Below are 16,729 nucleotides of genomic sequence, written 5' to 3' on the forward strand. Positions count from 1 at the left end.
TGAAGAACGCGGATGGTCATCGAAGGAGATGAGTATGGATCAAACTCTGGGCAATTACCCGTCTGGCAGTAAGCCCTCTGCCCCAAAGCTCGTTCTAGACGGGTTGACTAAGACTTTCCAAGGCCAGCGCGCACTTGACGGTGTCGGGCTCGAACTTCGCTCTGGCGAGATTCACTGCTTGCTTGGGCAGAACGGTTCGGGCAAGTCAACCCTCATTAAGACTCTTGCCGGCTATCACTCGCCCGACACCGGCGCCACTGCTTTCGTCGACGGCGAACCGCTCGATCTGGGGTCCCCGACGGCTGCCCATGACAAGGGGCTGCGGTTCATTCACCAGGACTTGGCCCTGATCGACACCATCTCCGTTTACGACAACCTGGCCCTCGGCAACGAATACACCGGTCGCTTCTGGCTTTCGGAAAAACGCGAGCGCCGCCACGCGCGAAAGATTTTCACCAAGTACGGCGTTGACATCGATGCTGGCGCGCCGCTCGGCGAGCTCGGCGCAGCCAGCCGCACTATGACGGCAATCGTTAGGGCATTGCATCACGGTGATGCCGCGAACGGCATCCTGGTATTAGACGAGCCGACTGCGTCTCTGTCTGAAGTCGAAAAGGACCATCTCTTCGCGATGCTGCGTGACGTGAAGGCGCAGGGCGGCACCATGCTATACGTGACTCACCGCCTGCACGAAGTGTTTGAACTCGCTGATCGCGTCACGGTACTGCGCGACGGGCGGAGTGTCGCGACTCGCGATGTAAAGGACCTCAACCACGACAGTCTCGTTGAGCTCATTCTCGGCCGACCTGTTGATGCTTTTTATCCGGAGACGCCTGCCCCGGGCGAAGACGCAGTCTTAGAAGTGTCAGGGCTGCGCGGTGGTGGAATTCACGACTTCTCGTGCACCGTGATGGCAAAAGAGATTGTTGGGGTCGTAGGCTTGGACGGTTCCGGGGCCGAAGATATCCCACGACTCATCTTCGGGGCATACAAACGGGATGCAGGCGAGCTCAAACTTGACGGCGTTTCTTGCGACTCACAATCTCCGTGGGATGCAATTCGAGCTGGCTTTGCATTCGTTCCGGGCGACCGCAAGCGTCTCGGAGGTGTAGCTGAATGGACGTTGAGGGAGAATCTCACTCTTCCGAAAATTCTCGGGGCCGGACCGCTTCGATGGTTGGCCCCTGCCCGTGAAGCCCGGGACGTTGCTCCGTTTCTGCGTGACTTGGAGGTGAAGCCAAACGATCCGGAGGCCACGTTCTCCTCCCTGAGTGGAGGCAATCAGCAGAAGATAATGATCGGACGATGGCTGCGGTGCGGAGCGCGCGCATATCTCCTGGATGAACCGACTGCGGGAGTAGACGTGGGCGCAAAGACTGCGATCTATAACGCCTTGCGAAATGTTGCGTCGGAAGGCGCTGCAGTTCTCATGACGACTTCGGATCTCGAGGAAGCCGTCGCGGTGTGCGACCGGGTGTACGTGGTGCATGAGGGCAGAATCGCCGCCGAGCTCAGAGGCGGCCGCCTCACCGTTGACAATCTGCTGGAGGAAATGCTTCGGCCGGAAACCCCATCACAGGAGATAGTGATTCATGCCTGACACAATTCAACCGTCAAAGGACGCAAGCGCGGAGTCCAAGCCGGACGGTATTCGTACAACCCTGGCGCAGTGGCAGCTTGGTCGTTACTCCGGCGTGTTTATCTTCATTGGGATCTTTGTGCTCTTTGCCCTGTGGCTTCCTGATTCGTTCTTGGCGGAGACAACGTGGAAAACCATCGCCCAGGGTCAGGCGATCACAGCGATCCTGGCGATCTCGCTTCTTTTTCCGCTTGCCACGGGCGGATTCGATCTGTCGGCGGCCCAGATCATGGGTTTCAGCGCCCTCGTTTGCGGAGCTCTGACGGTTCGCGAACCTAACCTGGGCGTCGTACCGACGATCATGATTACGCTGCTGGTCGGCGCGTGCATCGGTGCATTCAACGGTTTCTTGGTCGGGGTCGTCAAGCTTGGCAGCTTTATCGCAACCCTGGGTACGACATCGTTGTTGGTGGGCGCCGGGGCGGTCGTCGGCGATGGTGAGTACCTCGGACCTTTCCCTGACTCGCTCAGGTCGATAACGGCCGGGTCATTCTTCGGGGTTCCAGTGCTTGCGGTCTATCTCGTAATCATCGCGTTTGCCTTCTGGTACGTGCTCGAGCACACTCCGTGGGGACGCCGCGTGTACGCCACGGGCGCCAACCCAGATGCCGCTCGATTGGCTGGCATCCGCACCACTCGCTTCATTTTCTGGAGCTTCGTTATTAGCGGAACCGGCGCGAGCCTTGCAGGCGTGCTCTTGGCCTCGAACCTCAACACAGTCAACCAGACCCTCGGCCCCCAGTATCTGCTACCGGCGTTCGCCGCGGCGTTCTTGGGTATGACGCAACTCAAACCAGGACGCTTCAACGTCTGGGGTACTGTGCTGGCAATCTACCTTCTCGGAACCGGCGTGCAGGGGCTCCAACTCGCAGGCGCAGACCTTTGGGTCACGGACGTGTTCAACGGTCTCGCACTTCTGATTGCCGTCTCGATCACGGTGTTCATGCAGCGTCGGCGCGGCCGCCGTGAGGTCAAGGTCAAGGCGGCCGAGACATCCGGAACCAGTCCTTCCGAAGAATCGGCACAAGCGAGTTCCGTTCGGGCATGAGCCAGTGCTCGACGCAACCCAGATGTATATGAAGTCAATTTTGAATGAGGAGTTTTTCATGCCTGTACAGCTCATTGACAAAGTCGTGTTCGTAACCGGTGCAGCGAGCGGAATCGGGGAGTCGGTGGTTCGGATGGCGCTGGAAGCCGGCGCATCCGTAAGTGCGACCGACATCGACGAGGTCAAGCTTGATGGACTTGCCGAGTCCTTGGCGAATGTCGGTGACCGGCTAAAGACCCATGTGGTGGATGTGACTGACGAAGCGTCGGTGAAATCTGCAATTGAGGCTACTCGCGACACCTTTGGCCGCATTGATGGGTGTTTCAACAATGCTGGAATAGCAGCCGAGACTTATCCTCTGCCTGATACGCCGTCCGAAGTGTTCGACCGTACGATGCGAATCAACGTGTACGGGATGTTCAATGTCCTGAAGCACACTCTCGGTGTAATGCGCGAGCAGCGTTTCGGATCGATCGTCAACACTGCGTCTGTTGCCGGCGAAGGTGGTATCGGCAATTCCGCGCCTTACTCGACGTCGAAACACGCCGCGCTCGGACTGAGCGACTCAGCTGCCGTCGAGGCGGGGTTCTACGGCGTGCGCGTCAACGCGATCCTTCCGGGATGGACCTGGACGCCTATACAGGACTGGGTGGGCAAGGACATCATGAACGATCCCGAGCTCTTGGCCGCTAAGAAGGCGGAACTCACAAAGACCGTTCCTCTGCAGCGTTGGGCGACACCCGAGGAGCAGGCTCGTGTGGTGTTGTTCATGCTGTCTGACGAGGCCAGTTATATGGCGGGATCGTCCGTTCGTGTCGATGGCGGTTTTCAAGCGGGATACATGTCCTAGCGCAGTGCGCCAGCCGGACGCGTGATATTTCTTGCGCCTGGCCTGGCAATCCACTCGGGCTAAGCCGGCTCATTGTGCTCCGCGAGCCGGCTCAAACCCATTCTTCACCGACGCGGTGATGACTAAAAAATTCCAGGCTCAGCGCCAGGCAAGTCCATGAGGGTGGCTATAGTGGAGTAATGCATGTCGGTTGTGCCCTCGGCGATCAGGCATCCGATTTGACCCGAGGAGCATCTCTACCATTGTCCGATGGCGACTGCCGGGGACTCTCTGAAAAGTTCCTCAATGACGAGCACCCCACCCATCACGCCCATCTCTGCCCCTCCGTGGGACTGCGGCGTTATGGCGCGGGTCAGGCCTTCGTCCGCGGCGAGTCGGCCGTACGATATATCCCACCATGGAAGTGACCAACTGGACATCCTTACGGATACGCGCCTTCGCTAGCGTATCCGCGGGATTTGACATGTGGTTTCGCTGCGGCAACTATCATGGAGTCGGGGAGTAGCAGCGACCGCGCCGCGCGATGAAGCATTTGGTTGCTCGTCTCGGAGCGACTGAAAGGGCACCGGTTAGGGGACTGTGGTTTTGCAACGTGAGAAAGTTGAACTCGACGAGAGGCAGCACGTTATCGCAGACGCGTTCGGGACAGTGGTGCGGTTCGCTCTCTATCGCTTCCATGCGAGACTTGCCGAAACTTCCAACGTCGCCGTCGATCGGTCGACTGTCTCCATACTCACGCGTCTTCACGCCGTGGGTCCTTTGCGGATCTCTGAGCTTGCGGATTATCTCAACCTCGACAGGTCGACACTGAGCAGGCAGGTTTCTGCTGCCACTAACGCGGGGTATATCAGCAGGGTGCGGGACCCAATCGATTCCCGGGCCTATCAGTTGGTCATGACCAATGCGGGCCGTGAGGCGATACTTGAGGTTAGCCGGGCCAGGGATCGACTGATTGCGGACCTGGCCGCCCTAATGACTGAGGATGAACTGCGCAAGGTCGAGGAGGGCCTCCCTGCCCTGGCGCGAGCGCTCGAAAGATTCGCGGAGAGTCCCCGAACGGCGACAGAGCTGCGCGCTGGCGGCGCCGCATCCGACGAGGGTTGACGAGGACACAATCTCGATGTAACTTGTGTGTAAGGTACATCCATATGCTGGTTCCTTCCCCCGCGTTGCTGACTCGGCTTTAGCGCAAGGTAGCGCAAGGTTCCCCCCGTGAGGATCTGCTAACGGGGACGTCCGGGAGGGTGTCTCCTGTGCGTCCCTGAGTGATCCTCCGAGGCCGCCCATCGGCCGAACTGCTTCTAAAACATGATTGAGGAATTGTTGATGACTAGCGCCACGCTTCCCCTCGATGGGGTCAAGGTCGTTGATTTCACACAGCTGATCGCTGGGCCGACAGCGACGTTGGCATTGGCGCAGCTTGGCGCAGACGTAATTAAGGTCGAGCGGCCGAGTGGGGACCTCGCACGTTCCATCGGAGGCGAGGAAGGGACTCCGCCAACCTTCACGGCACTCAACGGCGGTAAGAAGTCGATCGCCATAGATCTGTCCTCGGAGAGCGGTCGCTCGGCAATTCGGCGAGTGATCGGCGAGGCCGACATCCTCGTGCAGGCGTTTCGTCCCAGAGTGATGGACCGGTTGGGGCTCGACTACGAGACCCTGTCGCAGGTCAACCCAAGACTTATCTATGTTTCACTCTCGGCCTATAACACCGGCGGAAGCGGCGGCCAGCGCCCAGGTGTGGATGCAGTGCTTCAGGCGGCAACAGGGGTCATGGCAGTAACGGGACATCCTAATGGTGAACCGATGAAAGCTGGCTTCCAGGTGATAGATGGGGCGGCCAGTCTTGCCATCGGCCAGGCCACTCTCGCCGCGCTATTTCATCGCGAGCGAACGGGCGAGGGGAGCAACGTCGACCTTTCGCTGTTCGAGGTCGCGGCGTATATTCAGACCTCAGCGTTCGCGACAGCGTCGTACCGCGGCGTACAGCTTGACCGACCAGGTAACACGGCGGGAACGCTTGGTGCCCCTACTGATATGTTCGCGGCGTCGGACGGCCACGTGATGGTGGCCGCTTACTTCCCTGACCAGTGGATTAAGTTCTGCACGACCGTCGGCGCTCCACATCTCATTGAGGATCCCCGGTATGCGACCAACGCGGATCGGATCAAGAACAAAGAGCAGCTGAGCGCGGACCTGGCGCCCATCTTTGCTAGCCGCACGCGTGACGACTGGTCGTCGCGATTGGCGGAGGCGGGAGTCATCTCAGCTCCGGTTCTCAGCCAGCTCGAGATTGTTAGTGACCCGGAACTGCGCAGCCTTGGGCGCTTCAGGTCCATCCAAGGCGACGATTTGAAACCGTTCTGGGTTCCGGAACTTCCTTATGCGGTTTCGGCTTGGACCGCGAAGTCGCCCGGGCAACCTCCCGCGCTGGGGGAGCACACGCGCGAAGTACTGGTGGATGCGGGGTTCTCTGAGGAGGAGATCCGCGAGATGGATTCCCATGGTGTTTTTGGCACCGAGACAGTAGCCGGATGGTGATGGTTTCCCGGGTGTCCACTGGGCGAGCCGCGCCGTCCTTTCAGCATTGATTCTGTCGATCGTGAAAGAGAAGAGGGAGCGTGTATGTTGAACAGTGAAGTTCGGTCGTCGGTGACTGATGGAGTGTCGCCACGGCGCCGTTTGCGTGAGTTGCTCAACCGGCAGCAGATGTTGTCGTTGCCGGGGGTCCAGGATGCCTTTGGTGCGCGGGCTGCTCAGGAGTTGGGCTTTGAGGCCGTGTATCTAGGCGGCGGCGTCACAGTGGGGATAGGCCTTCATGCTATGCCGGACATGACGATGGTCACTAGTGCAGACATTGTCGAGGCGGCGCGGCCGATCGTCGAGGCGATTGATATTCCGTTGATCGTCGATTTTGATGACGGTGGGGGCAACCCGCTGCAGGTGCGGCGCAACGTGCAGCTTGCTGAAGCCGCCGGAATTTCTGGGTTGCAGATTGAGGACACAGACTTCACGTACCCGAAGCACTTGCCGCCCTCGAAGCTCGGCAACGTGATGAGCTTCGATGGAAACCACATACTCTCTCGAGAGGCTGGGGTGCAGCGAGTTCGTGCTGCCGTCGAGGCGCGCCGTGACCCCGACCTCATCATCATCGCGCGTACCGACGGAGCGTTGATCTCGAAGGAAGAGTCGCTCATCCGGATGCGGTTGTATGAGGAGGCTGGCGCTGACGCGGTCTTCCCGACCCACTTCCCGTTCCCAGAAACGCAGGATGCGGTTAAGGCGGTAGGTATTCCCGTGATGAACTGCCCAATCCGCGTGGGCAGTTCAACGAAGGACGAGCGGGACCAGGCCAGCGAAGGCGGGATGCGGATTCTCCTGGAGTCCACTCCGGTCGCTTACTCGGCCTATCGTGCCGTTCTAGCTGCGCTGGTAGAACTGCGCGACACAGGGGGTGTTGACGAGGACTTCTCCGCGACACTCAAAACGGTGCAGGAGATCATCCAATACCCGCACTGGGGAGAGCTCGCCCAACGCTACGCGTTCTAGGAGAATCGTTTATCCGTTCAGTGACACCTACCCTGTCGCTTTCGGCGGCACCGTGTTCGGCTGGACCGCCGACGAGGTACTTCCCACGCGCTCCTCGACGGGTTTGTAGGCGCTGGCGGTAACATCAACACCGCTGACAGTTATTCTGCGTGGGCGCCTGGCCATTCTGGAGGTGGATCAGGGGCCATCAATGGCGCGTGGACCAGAGGGGGTTAGCAGCACCGCTGTGTCGGCATCTCTTGACCATTCGATGTGGTTCCACCGGGAGTTCGACAGCGAAGAATGGCTACTGGTGCGTGTGTCGTGGTCCTCGTTCACCACTCTCGCGGGCTGTGCACGGCGACGGTTTTCACGGAATCCGGAAGCCGGAATCCGGAATTCACTTCGCGACAGCCAACCAACAGATCCTTTTGCGGCATGATCCGCGGTGAGTTCTGCCGGACAAAGTGCTTGCCTTGTTAGATCGAACTGTTGACAGAGGCCAGATGCGATGTAATTCTCGCAAAGAACTGATGCGGGCATACATTCAAGAAAGAAGTGTCGGGGGCGACGATCATCGGCTCAAAGCAGAAGGTCGCGCTGAAGCAAGAACTCGCAACATACATCGGTTGGAGTCCGCAGTCTCCAAAGTTTACGTTTTCTATGAAGCGAAAGGTCTGCGAATATGGTTGGCATTCTTGATGAGAAGGTCGTAGTGATCACGGGCACGGGTGGCGGCCAGGGGCGCGCTGCCGCCCTCAGATTTGCTGCAGAGGGCGCGACTGTGGTTGGTTGCGACCTCAAGATTGAGGGGGCAGAAGAAACGGTAGCCATGGTCCGTGAGGCTGGCGGCACGATGACGTCTACCCAGCCGGTTGACCTAGGTGATCCGGACGCTGTGAAAAGCTGGATCGAACATGCCGCGGCAGCGTTCGGTAGAATTGACGTTCTATACAACAATGCCTCCGCGCCTCAGTTCGGAGCGATCACTGAAATGACTGATGATCAGTGGCGTTCGAATGTTCGCAACGAGCTGGATCTAGTTTTCTTTGCCTGCCGCGCCGCATGGCCTTACCTCGCAGCGGCCGGCAGCTCTGCAATAGTGAATATTGCTTCCATTCACGGAATTAATGGGCTCCGTACTTCGCCGGGGGGGTTCGCACATGCCGCCACTAAGCATGCAATCATAGGAATGTCGCGTGAATTAGCGAATGATGGTGGTCCGTATGGAATTCGCGTGAATTGCATCAGCCCGGGCTTCATCCTGACCGGTGCCACGGAGTTTCTAAAAGATGTCCCAGGAGGGATCGAGGGGCACCTTGACCATCAAATTATCAAGCGCACAGGGCGGGAAGAGGACGTCGTCGCTGCTGCCCTCTTCCTCGCCTCCGACCAAGCATCATTCATCACTGGACAAAACATCATCGTAGACGGCGGCTACACGATCGTGTAGCACGATACTCGGATTCCTCACTGACCTTGCCGGCGAACGATAGGCTGTCGGATGCGCTGATTGATGCCCACGTTGAGATTCCTGACCCGATCCCAACCCGAGTCTGGATGGTCCTCCAGCGCGGCTCCCCATGGCCTCGCATTATTCACGACAACGCGGAGCCGGGCGGATTTCGTTTCTATTTCCGTCACGAGGCGACGACATTCGTCCTCAGAACCGAGGTCAGCGGCGATAGCCGTCACCTCGCCGAATTCCGCGAGCTGTTGCTCGGCCTTCTCGCACGATTTTTGCTTTCTGGACGAAACAATCACACTTGCACCAGCAATCAGGAGTGTGCGAGCGAGGACGTAACCGATTCCGCGGGTCCCCCCTTGCGATCAGGAATCTTTTCCCGGTGATACAGAATCTTGGTGTTTGTTCAGTCACCATGATTCTTTGGACGATGCGGTCGCGTCCGCGAGAGTGGCATTCGCGCTCGCCCAGCGCATCGGGAGCGCTACCCTTGGCGATCTCGCTTCGCAAGCGAAGGTTCGGGCCGTTCGGACCTTTCAAGACGAGGCCGAAGCGGCGTAGCGAGTAGCCAGCCAGAAGCCACCCGTCAGTGTGCCTGCATCAGCCGGCTGCGAAGGAAGCCCCGGCAGCTCGCGAAGCCTGGCGTAGGACTCCAGGGGAACATCGAACTTGTATGTCTCAGGATCGGCTAGGTCGCGGATTCCGTCGAGGTCGGTGGTGAGTGTCCTGGTGGACGTCCTTTCAGATGCGCTGGACGCGCGATGAGTGAGTGCATGCTGGAGAAACGGCGTGGGGATGATCGAAGCGGTGTCTCGTTCGTCCGTAGAATGCTCTCGTTGGGGGGTCGCGAGCGGACCTCGTCATCCCGACTCGAGCTCACACTCAACGACCTGTGTAGCCGCCATCGACGTGGAGCGTGGTACCGGTCACATAGCTGGCGTTGTCGGACAACAACCAGACGGCGCCCTCGGCGATTTCGCGAGGCTGACCGAAACGGTCGAACACCGACATCACCTTGGCGACCTCCTGCGGGTCGAGCTTGTTCATCTCGAGCGCCTCCATCAGCATCGGCGTCTCGACCGAGCCTGGAGCCAAGGTGTTGACTCGGATGCCATATGCGCCATTCTCGATCGACGCTGTCTTGCCCAGTCCCACGACGCCGTGCTTGGTCGCCGTGTAGATGGCCTGGTTGAACTGCGGCCGGAAGCCGTTGGCTGAGGAGATGTTGACGATCGAACCGCCCTCACCCTGCTTAATCAGTTGCCTCAGCTCGTACTTCAGGCACAAGGCGACTCCCTTGAGCTCCACGCCGATGAGCTTGTCGAAGTAGTCTTCGTCGAACTCTGACAGCAGCGCTGAGTCCGCTTGGATGGCAGCGTTGTTGACGGCTCCGTCCAACCGCCCGTAGAGGTCGACCGTTGCCGCGACCATGGCCTCGACCGACTCGCCCCTCGACACGTCTGCTCGCACGAAGGCTGCTGTACCTCCGTTCGCGGCGATGGAGTCGACGACGGCGTTGCCGCCCTCCTCGTTGACGTCGGCGACGACGACTTTCGCTCCGGCTTCGGCTGCCAGACGTGCTGTTGCTTCACCGATGCCTCGAGCCGAGCCGGTGACGATGATGACTTTGTCCTGCAGGACGGGGAACGTCATGATGGCGGGATTCTCCTTGCTGTTGTTCGGTGAGTGCTGGGTGAGTGGGGCGCACGCGGATCAGCACGATGACCCCGGTCCGCGAGTAGACCGCATCGGATCGACTCGCAGGAGTGGTCGATCAGTAGTTGGCGGGCAGGCTTGATTCGGCGCCTCGCGAGGTCGTTGGTGCTCGTTGTTCAGACTCCGGACGAACGGCTCGGTGTTACATGTCCTTGCTAATTGACGTGAACCGTGTTAATCGAACGCTCAATTGCCGGACTACGGAAATAGTCACAGTTGCGATCGACCTTGTCAAGGGGGCGACACACGAGCCGAGGGACAATTGTGTGTACCATGCAGCCATGCCCACGACATGAAGGAAATGGGGATGCATCTCCTGCACTGCAAGATGCCACAGAAGAAACAAAGGAGTTCGTATGTCTGAACAATCCGGTCCGACCTCAAACCTCGTCCGGCAGCGTTTCTGAGCGCCGTAGAGAGCGCCTGGGGCAAGGGAGACGTGGACGCGCTCGATGAGGTATTCGCTGAGTCGTACATTCGACGCGGACGAAAGTCGCGTTTCTCTGGCGACGAACTCGCAACATCCATCGTGGAAATGTGAAAAAGTTTTCCCGACCTGGACATGCACATCACGCGGATTGTTGAAGGCGAATCCGACGTGGCGCTCTACTGGACTAGCACCGGCACGCTGCAGGACCAGTTCCTTGGGCTGCCCCCTACGGGCCGTGAATACTCGGTATCGGGGGCTAGCTTTGCCCGTTTCGAGGGCGAGCTCGTCGTTGAGGAAGACGTGACTTACGACCGGCGCGGTGGCTATTCAACGGTCGGCGTCCGGTTGAGCGGGGTACAGCAGGTTGACGAGGACGTTAAGACAGCGGTCGGCGCTGACGTGCTGCGATCCATGCACCGCAAGATGGTTACGGGAGTCACCGTGGTTGCTATCAACTCTAATGGAGAACCGCGAGGGCTCGCCGTTAACGCGTTCTCAAGCGTCTCCCTCGAACCGCCTCTGATCCTGGTCTGCGTACAGAAGGCCAGCTCGACCTACTCACACCTCATGGCAGCACGCCACTTCTCCGTCAATGTTCTGGCCGCCGACCAGCTCAGTGTCGCGCGCGTCTTCGCCACAAAGCAAGACCGAAAGTTTGACCAAGTTTCATGGCGCCCCGGAGAACACGGAGTGCCCCTCATCGACGGCGCAGCCGCTGCCATGGAGGTGGAACTTCAAGACACGCTGCATGCCCTCACGCACACGATCTTCATCGGACGTGTCCGTCGTGTCACCTCGAACGAAGTCGCCCCCCTCGTTTATACGAACGGCGCATTCTTCGACGGGGGAGGGCTCGTGGAGGCGCAAGACATCACGGCGTGACACTTTCCAGTCGTTGGACCACCACTGGTACCCCGCACCAACTAATTGCGAGCGCGGTCGCATCGAGGCACACAACTATGCGCTCGGAAGCCTATTCACTAGGAACTTTGCTCGGCCCTGCATAAAAACCACTTCCTATTTCCGAAAGGAGGCCCCGAGAACGTGTCGCTGCATCCTCTGAGACTCAAGGTCTTGACAACATCCATGGCCACTGCAACCATTTACTCAGTCCGGCAATTGAACGATCAATTAACAACGTTGTGCGTTAATTAGCAAGGACCTCACAACGTTCGTCCGAAGGAGTATGAACAATGAGCACAAACGACCTCACCACACGCCGTATTAAACCTGCGCCGCGGGATCTATACGAACCACTTTTCGGGCCCGAGCCACCGCTCCAGCAGCAGGTCATCGCGTGGTCCGCGAATGCCAGCAAGGCGATATCGGCCTTCATGGGTGCGATTTACACTGGGGGGAACCTTGACCCCCGTCTTGTGGAACTCATCCGTCTCCGCATCGCATTCCACAATCAATGCCGTACTTGCATGGCGTCGCGCAACCAAGACGTAGGCCTCACCGAGGACGTGGTGTGTTCGCTTGAGAGGCCGGAGGAAGCGCCAGACCTTACGGAGGCGGAGCGCGAAGCACTTCTCTTCGCCGACCTCTATGCAATTAACCACCACTCGGTTACTGACGAGCACTTCGAGCGGTTGCACGAGCACTTCACGAACGAGCAAATTATAGACCTCATGGTCCTGATCGGTGGCACTCTTGGCATGGGCAGGATGACTGCTCTTTTTGACATCGTCGAGGGCCTGCCCGAGCGTTTCCAGCAGGACCGTGGGAGTAAGTCACTCACCCCCTGGGGAGACGGTGACGTCCTCGTAAACAGCCCGGACATGTTGGGAAAGATGGTGCATACGCCCGGGCTGCAGCGCTCCTAAATTCTCGGTCGGTTAGGTGTCAGATTCTGGCAGCGTCCCAGCACCCACGCGATCGCCGGGTGCTGGGCGCGCTGGGCAGTCGGTCTGACTGTTCCTGCGAAAAGGCGCCCTCGACGAATCGTCGTTGCACATTCGCCGCATCCGTCCGAGCCAAGTAGAACGAATAGAAATAAGGAGTCTCTGTGCGTCAGATCATCATTATTGGATCGGGTCCGGCCGGGTACACAGCGGCGATTTACGCCGCGCGTGCCAACCTTGAGCCGCTCGTCGTCGCCAGCTCGGTCGAAGCCGGCGGCGAGTTGATGAACACGACCGATGTAGAGAACTTTCCCGGATTCCCAGAGGGGATCCAGGGTCCTGACCTGATGGCGAAGATGCAGCAGCAGGCGGAACGTTTCGGCGCCGAAATCGTTTATGACGACGTGGTTTCGCTCGACATCGACGGCCCGAATAAAAAGGTTACGCTCGGGTCTGGCGCTGTACACGAGGCATCCGTTGTTATCTACGCCACCGGATCCGCTTACCGTAAGCTCAACCTCGCTAGCGAGGAGCGCCTGTCGGGCCGCGGTGTGTCGTACTGCGCGACTTGCGACGGGTTCTTCTTCCGTGAACGCACGATAGCCGTCATTGGCGGGGGCGACTCGGCGATGGAAGAGGCGACATTCCTGACCAAGTTTGCCTCGAGAGTCTACGTCGTTCACCGCCGTGACGAACTGCGCGCCTCGAAGATCATGCAGGAGCGCGCGTTCGCCAACGAGAAAATTGAGTTCCTCTGGAACCGCGAGGTCGTCGATGTCCTAGGTGAGGAAGCCGTCGCTGGTGTACTGCTGAAGTCGACCGTTGACGGATCGCTTCAGGAGATCGCAGTTGACGGCGTCTTTGTCGCGATCGGCAACGATCCGCGCACACACCTCGTCCACGGCACGCTTGAACTCACCGATGACGGCACGATCTGGGTCGACGGCCGATCGTCGCGCACGTCGCTGCCTGGAGTGTTTGCAGCCGGCGACGTCATCGATCCGACGTACCGGCAAGCTATCACGGCCGCCGCTAGCGGGACTGTCGCCTCGCTCGACGCGGAGAACTACCTCGCAGCGCTACACCACCAGGCGGGTGCCCAGCGGTCGGAGCCTGCACAGTTGGCGGGCCTCGTAAGCGTTGACGGTGCTTGACCGCCAACCCCGCAGTCACCGCGTTTCAATTTCGGTTTAACTGAGCACAGCTTCAAAAGGAGACAAAAATATGACCGCCACGGCAACTACTTCGGCGACCTGGAATCAAGACGTACTGGAAGCTGACGGACCCGTGCTCGTCGACTTCTGGGCTACGTGGTGCGGACCGTGCCGCGCGCTCGGGCCGGTGCTGGACGAGATCCAGGCTGAGAACCGCGGCAAGATCACCATTCTGAAGCTTAACGTCGACGAGAGCCCAGACCTCGCGGCCAAATACCAGATTACCTCCATCCCAGCGATGAAGGTCTTCAACAAGGGAGAAGTCGAGGCGACGATCATCGGCGCCAAGCCGAAGCAGGCCCTGGAGCAAGAACTGGCGCACTACATCGGCTGAGGTTCACGGTCCGCATCAGCGACCGCGAGATCGCAGCCGACACCCCGCTTCGATCTGCGTCCCGACTCAGGTAGGTGCATACGCAATGTGAGCGACGGGCCGTGGCGATTCTGTTGCAGGGGTAGGCGCGATCCAGTACACGCACTCCCTGGCTATGAACGATGCACCTGAATCCTACCGGAGCGCACTCGCTTGGACGGGTTATTGAAAAACGTGGCGTGAAGCGGTATCGAAGTAGCGAGCTTGTTCAGTTCATGGCCGACGTGCTGCACGCTCTCGGACTTCCGAGAGACGATGCTCTGCTGGGCGCCGCTATCATCCCTACGCGGACCTTGCGGGCGTCGACTCCCACGGGAAACGGCCGGTCGTAGCCGGCCATTCTGCTGTGCTCGTCATAGCGCCCTTTATCGTCGAGATCGACAGGCTCGCGGGGGGATTGCTTTCGATCGTCCTGATGGCCTGCTTGATGCTGCTCAACGTGCCAGTCGGCATTTCGATGACCTTGCCTGGTCTATTGGGCATATATGTTTTGGTTGGGGAACGCTAAGAGGGACCTTGGAGGACATAGTTTCATCAGTTTTGCGTCCTGGTCCTCCAGCGAGATCCCGATGTCGGGCAGATTGACCGCCAGATGCGGTATCGGCGTTCCGCGGGATTCGGTCCATGAAGTTTCCACATGTTACGTCGGTAGGGAAGTCCACTCTGGCCTCTCTCCAGGAGCGCGACCTGGTCTTTGATTTTGATGGTCAGGCCCGACGGCATGGCCGACGCTGCCGCCGAACTCGTAGGGTTCCCGGACCTCACTGTTGTTCTCGCACATATAGGCTGGCTCAGTCACGTTCAGGTCTGACGTGACGGGATTCGGCGCATCGCTGCCGCCGCGTTCGCCTCAAGATCTAAGAAGGGCCAGCGTACATCGTCGACTTCGCAGCAGGATCGATCTCGGATGATTCTCCGAGTGAGCCGGAGGATGCGACGGTAACTGCTTCCCATGAGACCTTCGCGTAGTTACTGCGCGGGGAGATGGATCCTCGCTTCGCACAGATGTATAAGCGATTCGAAATCGAAGGCTAGCCGCATCTGGCACGGCGCCGAGGCGAATCGCACGGATTACCAACGACCGTGCAATCATAACCGGGTTCAAGCGCTCCTCGGTGCGGGCGTCAGCGCAAAGCCCGCTATCTGTGAGGCCCGAGGTCCTTGAGGAATTCGGAGACTTTAAGGAGACGCTTTTCGGCTTCAAATTCACAGGCATCAACCGCCTCGAGAACCACATTGAAGGCATGATCTTCGACCGGGCGCCTGAGCGGCTGGTCGGCGAGATACGCCTCTCTTAGCCCCTGCGCGCAGTTGCCGGGCTGGACCTCGTCACGGACCGGTTCCAGCCCGGCGATAGCTCGATGCCGCTTATAGCGAAGGCATTATCCAACCTTTCGCACATCACCGCACCACGGTCAGCGGGTCAGTCAACCGAATTTTCGAGGTAAGGGGGATCGTGCGGTTGTCAATCGGATGGAGTACTTAGGCATTCACGTCGACAATCTTGAGGAGGGCATTCGACGCTTCTCCGATATGTTCGGCTCGACGTTCACGATCGCCGAGTTTCCCGGGGAGTTCGATATAAGCACAGTCGGCGAAGAGACTGGTTCACGCGCGCCAACGGTTAAGTTTCGTATGGCGTTCGACTCGCGCGGTTTCTTCGACCTGATCGAAATGCCGGGTATCGAGGAAGGGTTCCGCAGCATCCACTTCCGGGTCGATGACCTTACCAAAGCCATCGAGCACTTCACGAGCAAAGGTGTGCGGCTCGTCCGACAGTTCGTCATAGGTGGTATACGAGAGGCTGTGTTCGACGGGGATGGTCTATACGGCGTTCTGATAACTCTGGTGGAGTACCCCGGCCCGAACATCGTTGCCGCCATGAAGGCTGAGGGTGGGGCAGATCGAGTGAGATCCTGGCTTACGTATCGGTGCCCCAGCGTCTCAAGATCATTTTCAAGGATTGAACTCTTGTACCTGACACTCGGCGTCTTCAGCGCGCCTGCGCCTCCGCAAAGGCCTGCCACGCTTCGATGTCTTCCGGGATCTCTGCCGGGCGAGCGGCTAGGCCGGGTAGGCGAATTCGCTCATGTCCATTAAGGCGGGCCGCCATGTCTTCTTGGGTCGACATGTATTGGAAGCGAAGTAGTCGCTGGGCGAATTTCCAGTGGTCTCCGACCTTGACGTAGCGGTCGTCGTAACGGAAGGCTCCGTTAATTTGGACCCCATCGGCCACCGTTTCGGAGTGTCCCATCGTGAGGCCTGTCGCCGTGAGCCCATCGGGGGCCACCTGCACGATGTGCTGGTGGGCGGTGTGAATCATCATTGAGTAGAGCTTCATGATGCCGGTGTAGAAGACCCGAAGTTCCTCGTGGCCTTTGTAGACCACGCCTGCACGGTGAAACTCCCCGTCCTCTGCGAAGGTGGAGACCAGCGCATCAATGTCGTGGGTGTCCGAGAGAACCGGGTAGAGCCCCACGAGATCTTTGATCGCGTTAATGTCGAGGAGCCGTTGCAGACTTTCTCGTGATCCGTCTTCAACCAGCGGCGAATGTCCTACTGCGGAAATGTCGATCATGATTGAGTACCTCAATCTGTGGTGAGTAATTTCGGTCTTGCTCG

General features: G+C 59.1%; 16 protein-coding genes and 1 pseudogene. 12 read left to right on the forward strand and 5 right to left on the reverse strand.

The genetic code is table 11. The features are described from left to right. The first annotated feature begins 34 nt into the window (after positions 1–34). The 3 genes from AC5RW2_RS19415 to AC5RW2_RS19425 are packed head-to-tail and all read left to right on the forward strand — an operon-like array spanning position 35 to position 3,537. Positions 35–1,600: a sugar ABC transporter ATP-binding protein gene (locus AC5RW2_RS19415; protein ID WP_493963656.1), complete on the forward strand. Its 1,566-nt coding sequence runs from the start codon at positions 35–37 to the stop codon at positions 1,598–1,600. Continuing rightward, positions 1,593–2,687: an ABC transporter permease gene (locus tag AC5RW2_RS19420; RefSeq protein WP_493963657.1), complete on the forward strand. Its 1,095-nt coding sequence runs from the start codon at positions 1,593–1,595 to the stop codon at positions 2,685–2,687. Before AC5RW2_RS19415 ends, AC5RW2_RS19420 begins: the two co-directional genes overlap by 8 nt. A 4-nt stretch (positions 2,688–2,691) precedes the next feature. After that, positions 2,692–3,537 (forward strand): SDR family NAD(P)-dependent oxidoreductase, encoded by an 846-nt coding sequence (locus tag AC5RW2_RS19425; RefSeq protein ID WP_493963658.1) that lies wholly within the window; start codon positions 2,692–2,694, stop codon positions 3,535–3,537. A gap of 236 nt (positions 3,538–3,773) precedes the next feature. Here AC5RW2_RS19425 and AC5RW2_RS19430 read toward each other — a convergent pair whose 3' ends face one another. After that, entirely contained in the window at positions 3,774–3,956 is a 183-nt protein-coding gene (locus AC5RW2_RS19430) for an acyl-CoA dehydrogenase family protein (RefSeq protein WP_493963659.1), read from the reverse strand. A gap of 160 nt (positions 3,957–4,116) precedes the next feature. Between AC5RW2_RS19430 and AC5RW2_RS19435 the strand changes: the two genes are divergently transcribed. The 5 genes from AC5RW2_RS19435 to AC5RW2_RS19455 all read left to right on the forward strand — a co-directional run bounded on the left by AC5RW2_RS19435 (position 4,117) and on the right by AC5RW2_RS19455 (position 8,518). Further along, a complete protein-coding gene (locus tag AC5RW2_RS19435; protein WP_494074339.1) occupies positions 4,117–4,641 on the forward strand; it encodes a MarR family winged helix-turn-helix transcriptional regulator in 525 nt (174 codons plus the stop codon). A gap of 222 nt (positions 4,642–4,863) precedes the next feature. Beyond that, positions 4,864–6,078 (forward strand): CaiB/BaiF CoA transferase family protein, encoded by a 1,215-nt coding sequence (locus AC5RW2_RS19440; protein ID WP_493963661.1) that lies wholly within the window; start codon positions 4,864–4,866, stop codon positions 6,076–6,078. An 84-nt stretch (positions 6,079–6,162) separates the two neighbouring features. Beyond that, on the forward strand, positions 6,163–7,086 hold the full coding sequence (locus AC5RW2_RS19445; RefSeq protein ID WP_493963662.1) for an isocitrate lyase/PEP mutase family protein: 924 nt from the start codon (positions 6,163–6,165) through the stop codon (positions 7,084–7,086). Between the two features lie 190 nt (positions 7,087–7,276). Further along, the gene (locus tag AC5RW2_RS19450; RefSeq protein ID WP_493963663.1) at positions 7,277–7,507 is read left to right on the forward strand and encodes a hypothetical protein; all 231 of its coding nucleotides are present in this window, start codon (positions 7,277–7,279) and stop codon (positions 7,505–7,507) included. A gap of 243 nt (positions 7,508–7,750) precedes the next feature. Then, on the forward strand, positions 7,751–8,518 hold the full coding sequence (locus AC5RW2_RS19455; protein ID WP_493963664.1) for an SDR family NAD(P)-dependent oxidoreductase: 768 nt from the start codon (positions 7,751–7,753) through the stop codon (positions 8,516–8,518). A gap of 17 nt (positions 8,519–8,535) precedes the next feature. On the opposite strand, the pseudogene AC5RW2_RS19460 reads toward AC5RW2_RS19455, so the two are convergent. Continuing rightward, positions 8,536–8,877: pseudogene (locus tag AC5RW2_RS19460) on the reverse strand (SDR family NAD(P)-dependent oxidoreductase); the annotation flags it as partial. 535 nt (positions 8,878–9,412) lie between these two features. Continuing rightward, complete coding sequence (locus AC5RW2_RS19465; RefSeq protein ID WP_493963665.1) at positions 9,413–10,183, reverse strand: SDR family NAD(P)-dependent oxidoreductase; 771 nt, start codon at positions 10,181–10,183, stop codon at positions 9,413–9,415. Positions 10,184–10,802: 619 nt separating this feature from the next. Here AC5RW2_RS19465 and AC5RW2_RS19470 point away from each other — a divergent pair. The 4 genes from AC5RW2_RS19470 (at position 10,803) to trxA (ending at position 14,068) form a co-directional block, all read left to right on the forward strand. Then, positions 10,803–11,558 (forward strand): flavin reductase, encoded by a 756-nt coding sequence (locus tag AC5RW2_RS19470; RefSeq protein ID WP_493963810.1) that lies wholly within the window; start codon positions 10,803–10,805, stop codon positions 11,556–11,558. Between the two features lie 311 nt (positions 11,559–11,869). Continuing rightward, on the forward strand, positions 11,870–12,502 hold the full coding sequence (locus AC5RW2_RS19475) for a carboxymuconolactone decarboxylase family protein (protein WP_493963666.1): 633 nt from the start codon (positions 11,870–11,872) through the stop codon (positions 12,500–12,502). Positions 12,503–12,684: 182 nt separating this feature from the next. Then, positions 12,685–13,674, forward strand: coding sequence for a thioredoxin-disulfide reductase (trxB, locus tag AC5RW2_RS19480; protein ID WP_493963667.1), 990 nt, complete (start codon positions 12,685–12,687; stop codon positions 13,672–13,674). A 70-nt stretch (positions 13,675–13,744) separates the two neighbouring features. Continuing rightward, a complete protein-coding gene (gene trxA, locus AC5RW2_RS19485; protein ID WP_493963668.1) occupies positions 13,745–14,068 on the forward strand; it encodes a thioredoxin in 324 nt (107 codons plus the stop codon). Between the two features lie 1,647 nt (positions 14,069–15,715). Here trxA and AC5RW2_RS19490 read toward each other — a convergent pair. Both AC5RW2_RS19490 and AC5RW2_RS19495 read right to left on the reverse strand, forming a co-directional pair. After that, on the reverse strand, positions 15,716–15,853 hold the full coding sequence (locus tag AC5RW2_RS19490) for a hypothetical protein (protein WP_493963669.1): 138 nt from the start codon (positions 15,851–15,853) through the stop codon (positions 15,716–15,718). Between the two features lie 247 nt (positions 15,854–16,100). Beyond that, positions 16,101–16,685 (reverse strand): nuclear transport factor 2 family protein, encoded by a 585-nt coding sequence (locus AC5RW2_RS19495; RefSeq protein WP_493963670.1) that lies wholly within the window; start codon positions 16,683–16,685, stop codon positions 16,101–16,103. Positions 16,686–16,729: the final 44 nt, after the last annotated feature.

The sequence above is a fragment of the Arthrobacter sp. B0316-1-20 genome, assembly GCF_059091865.1.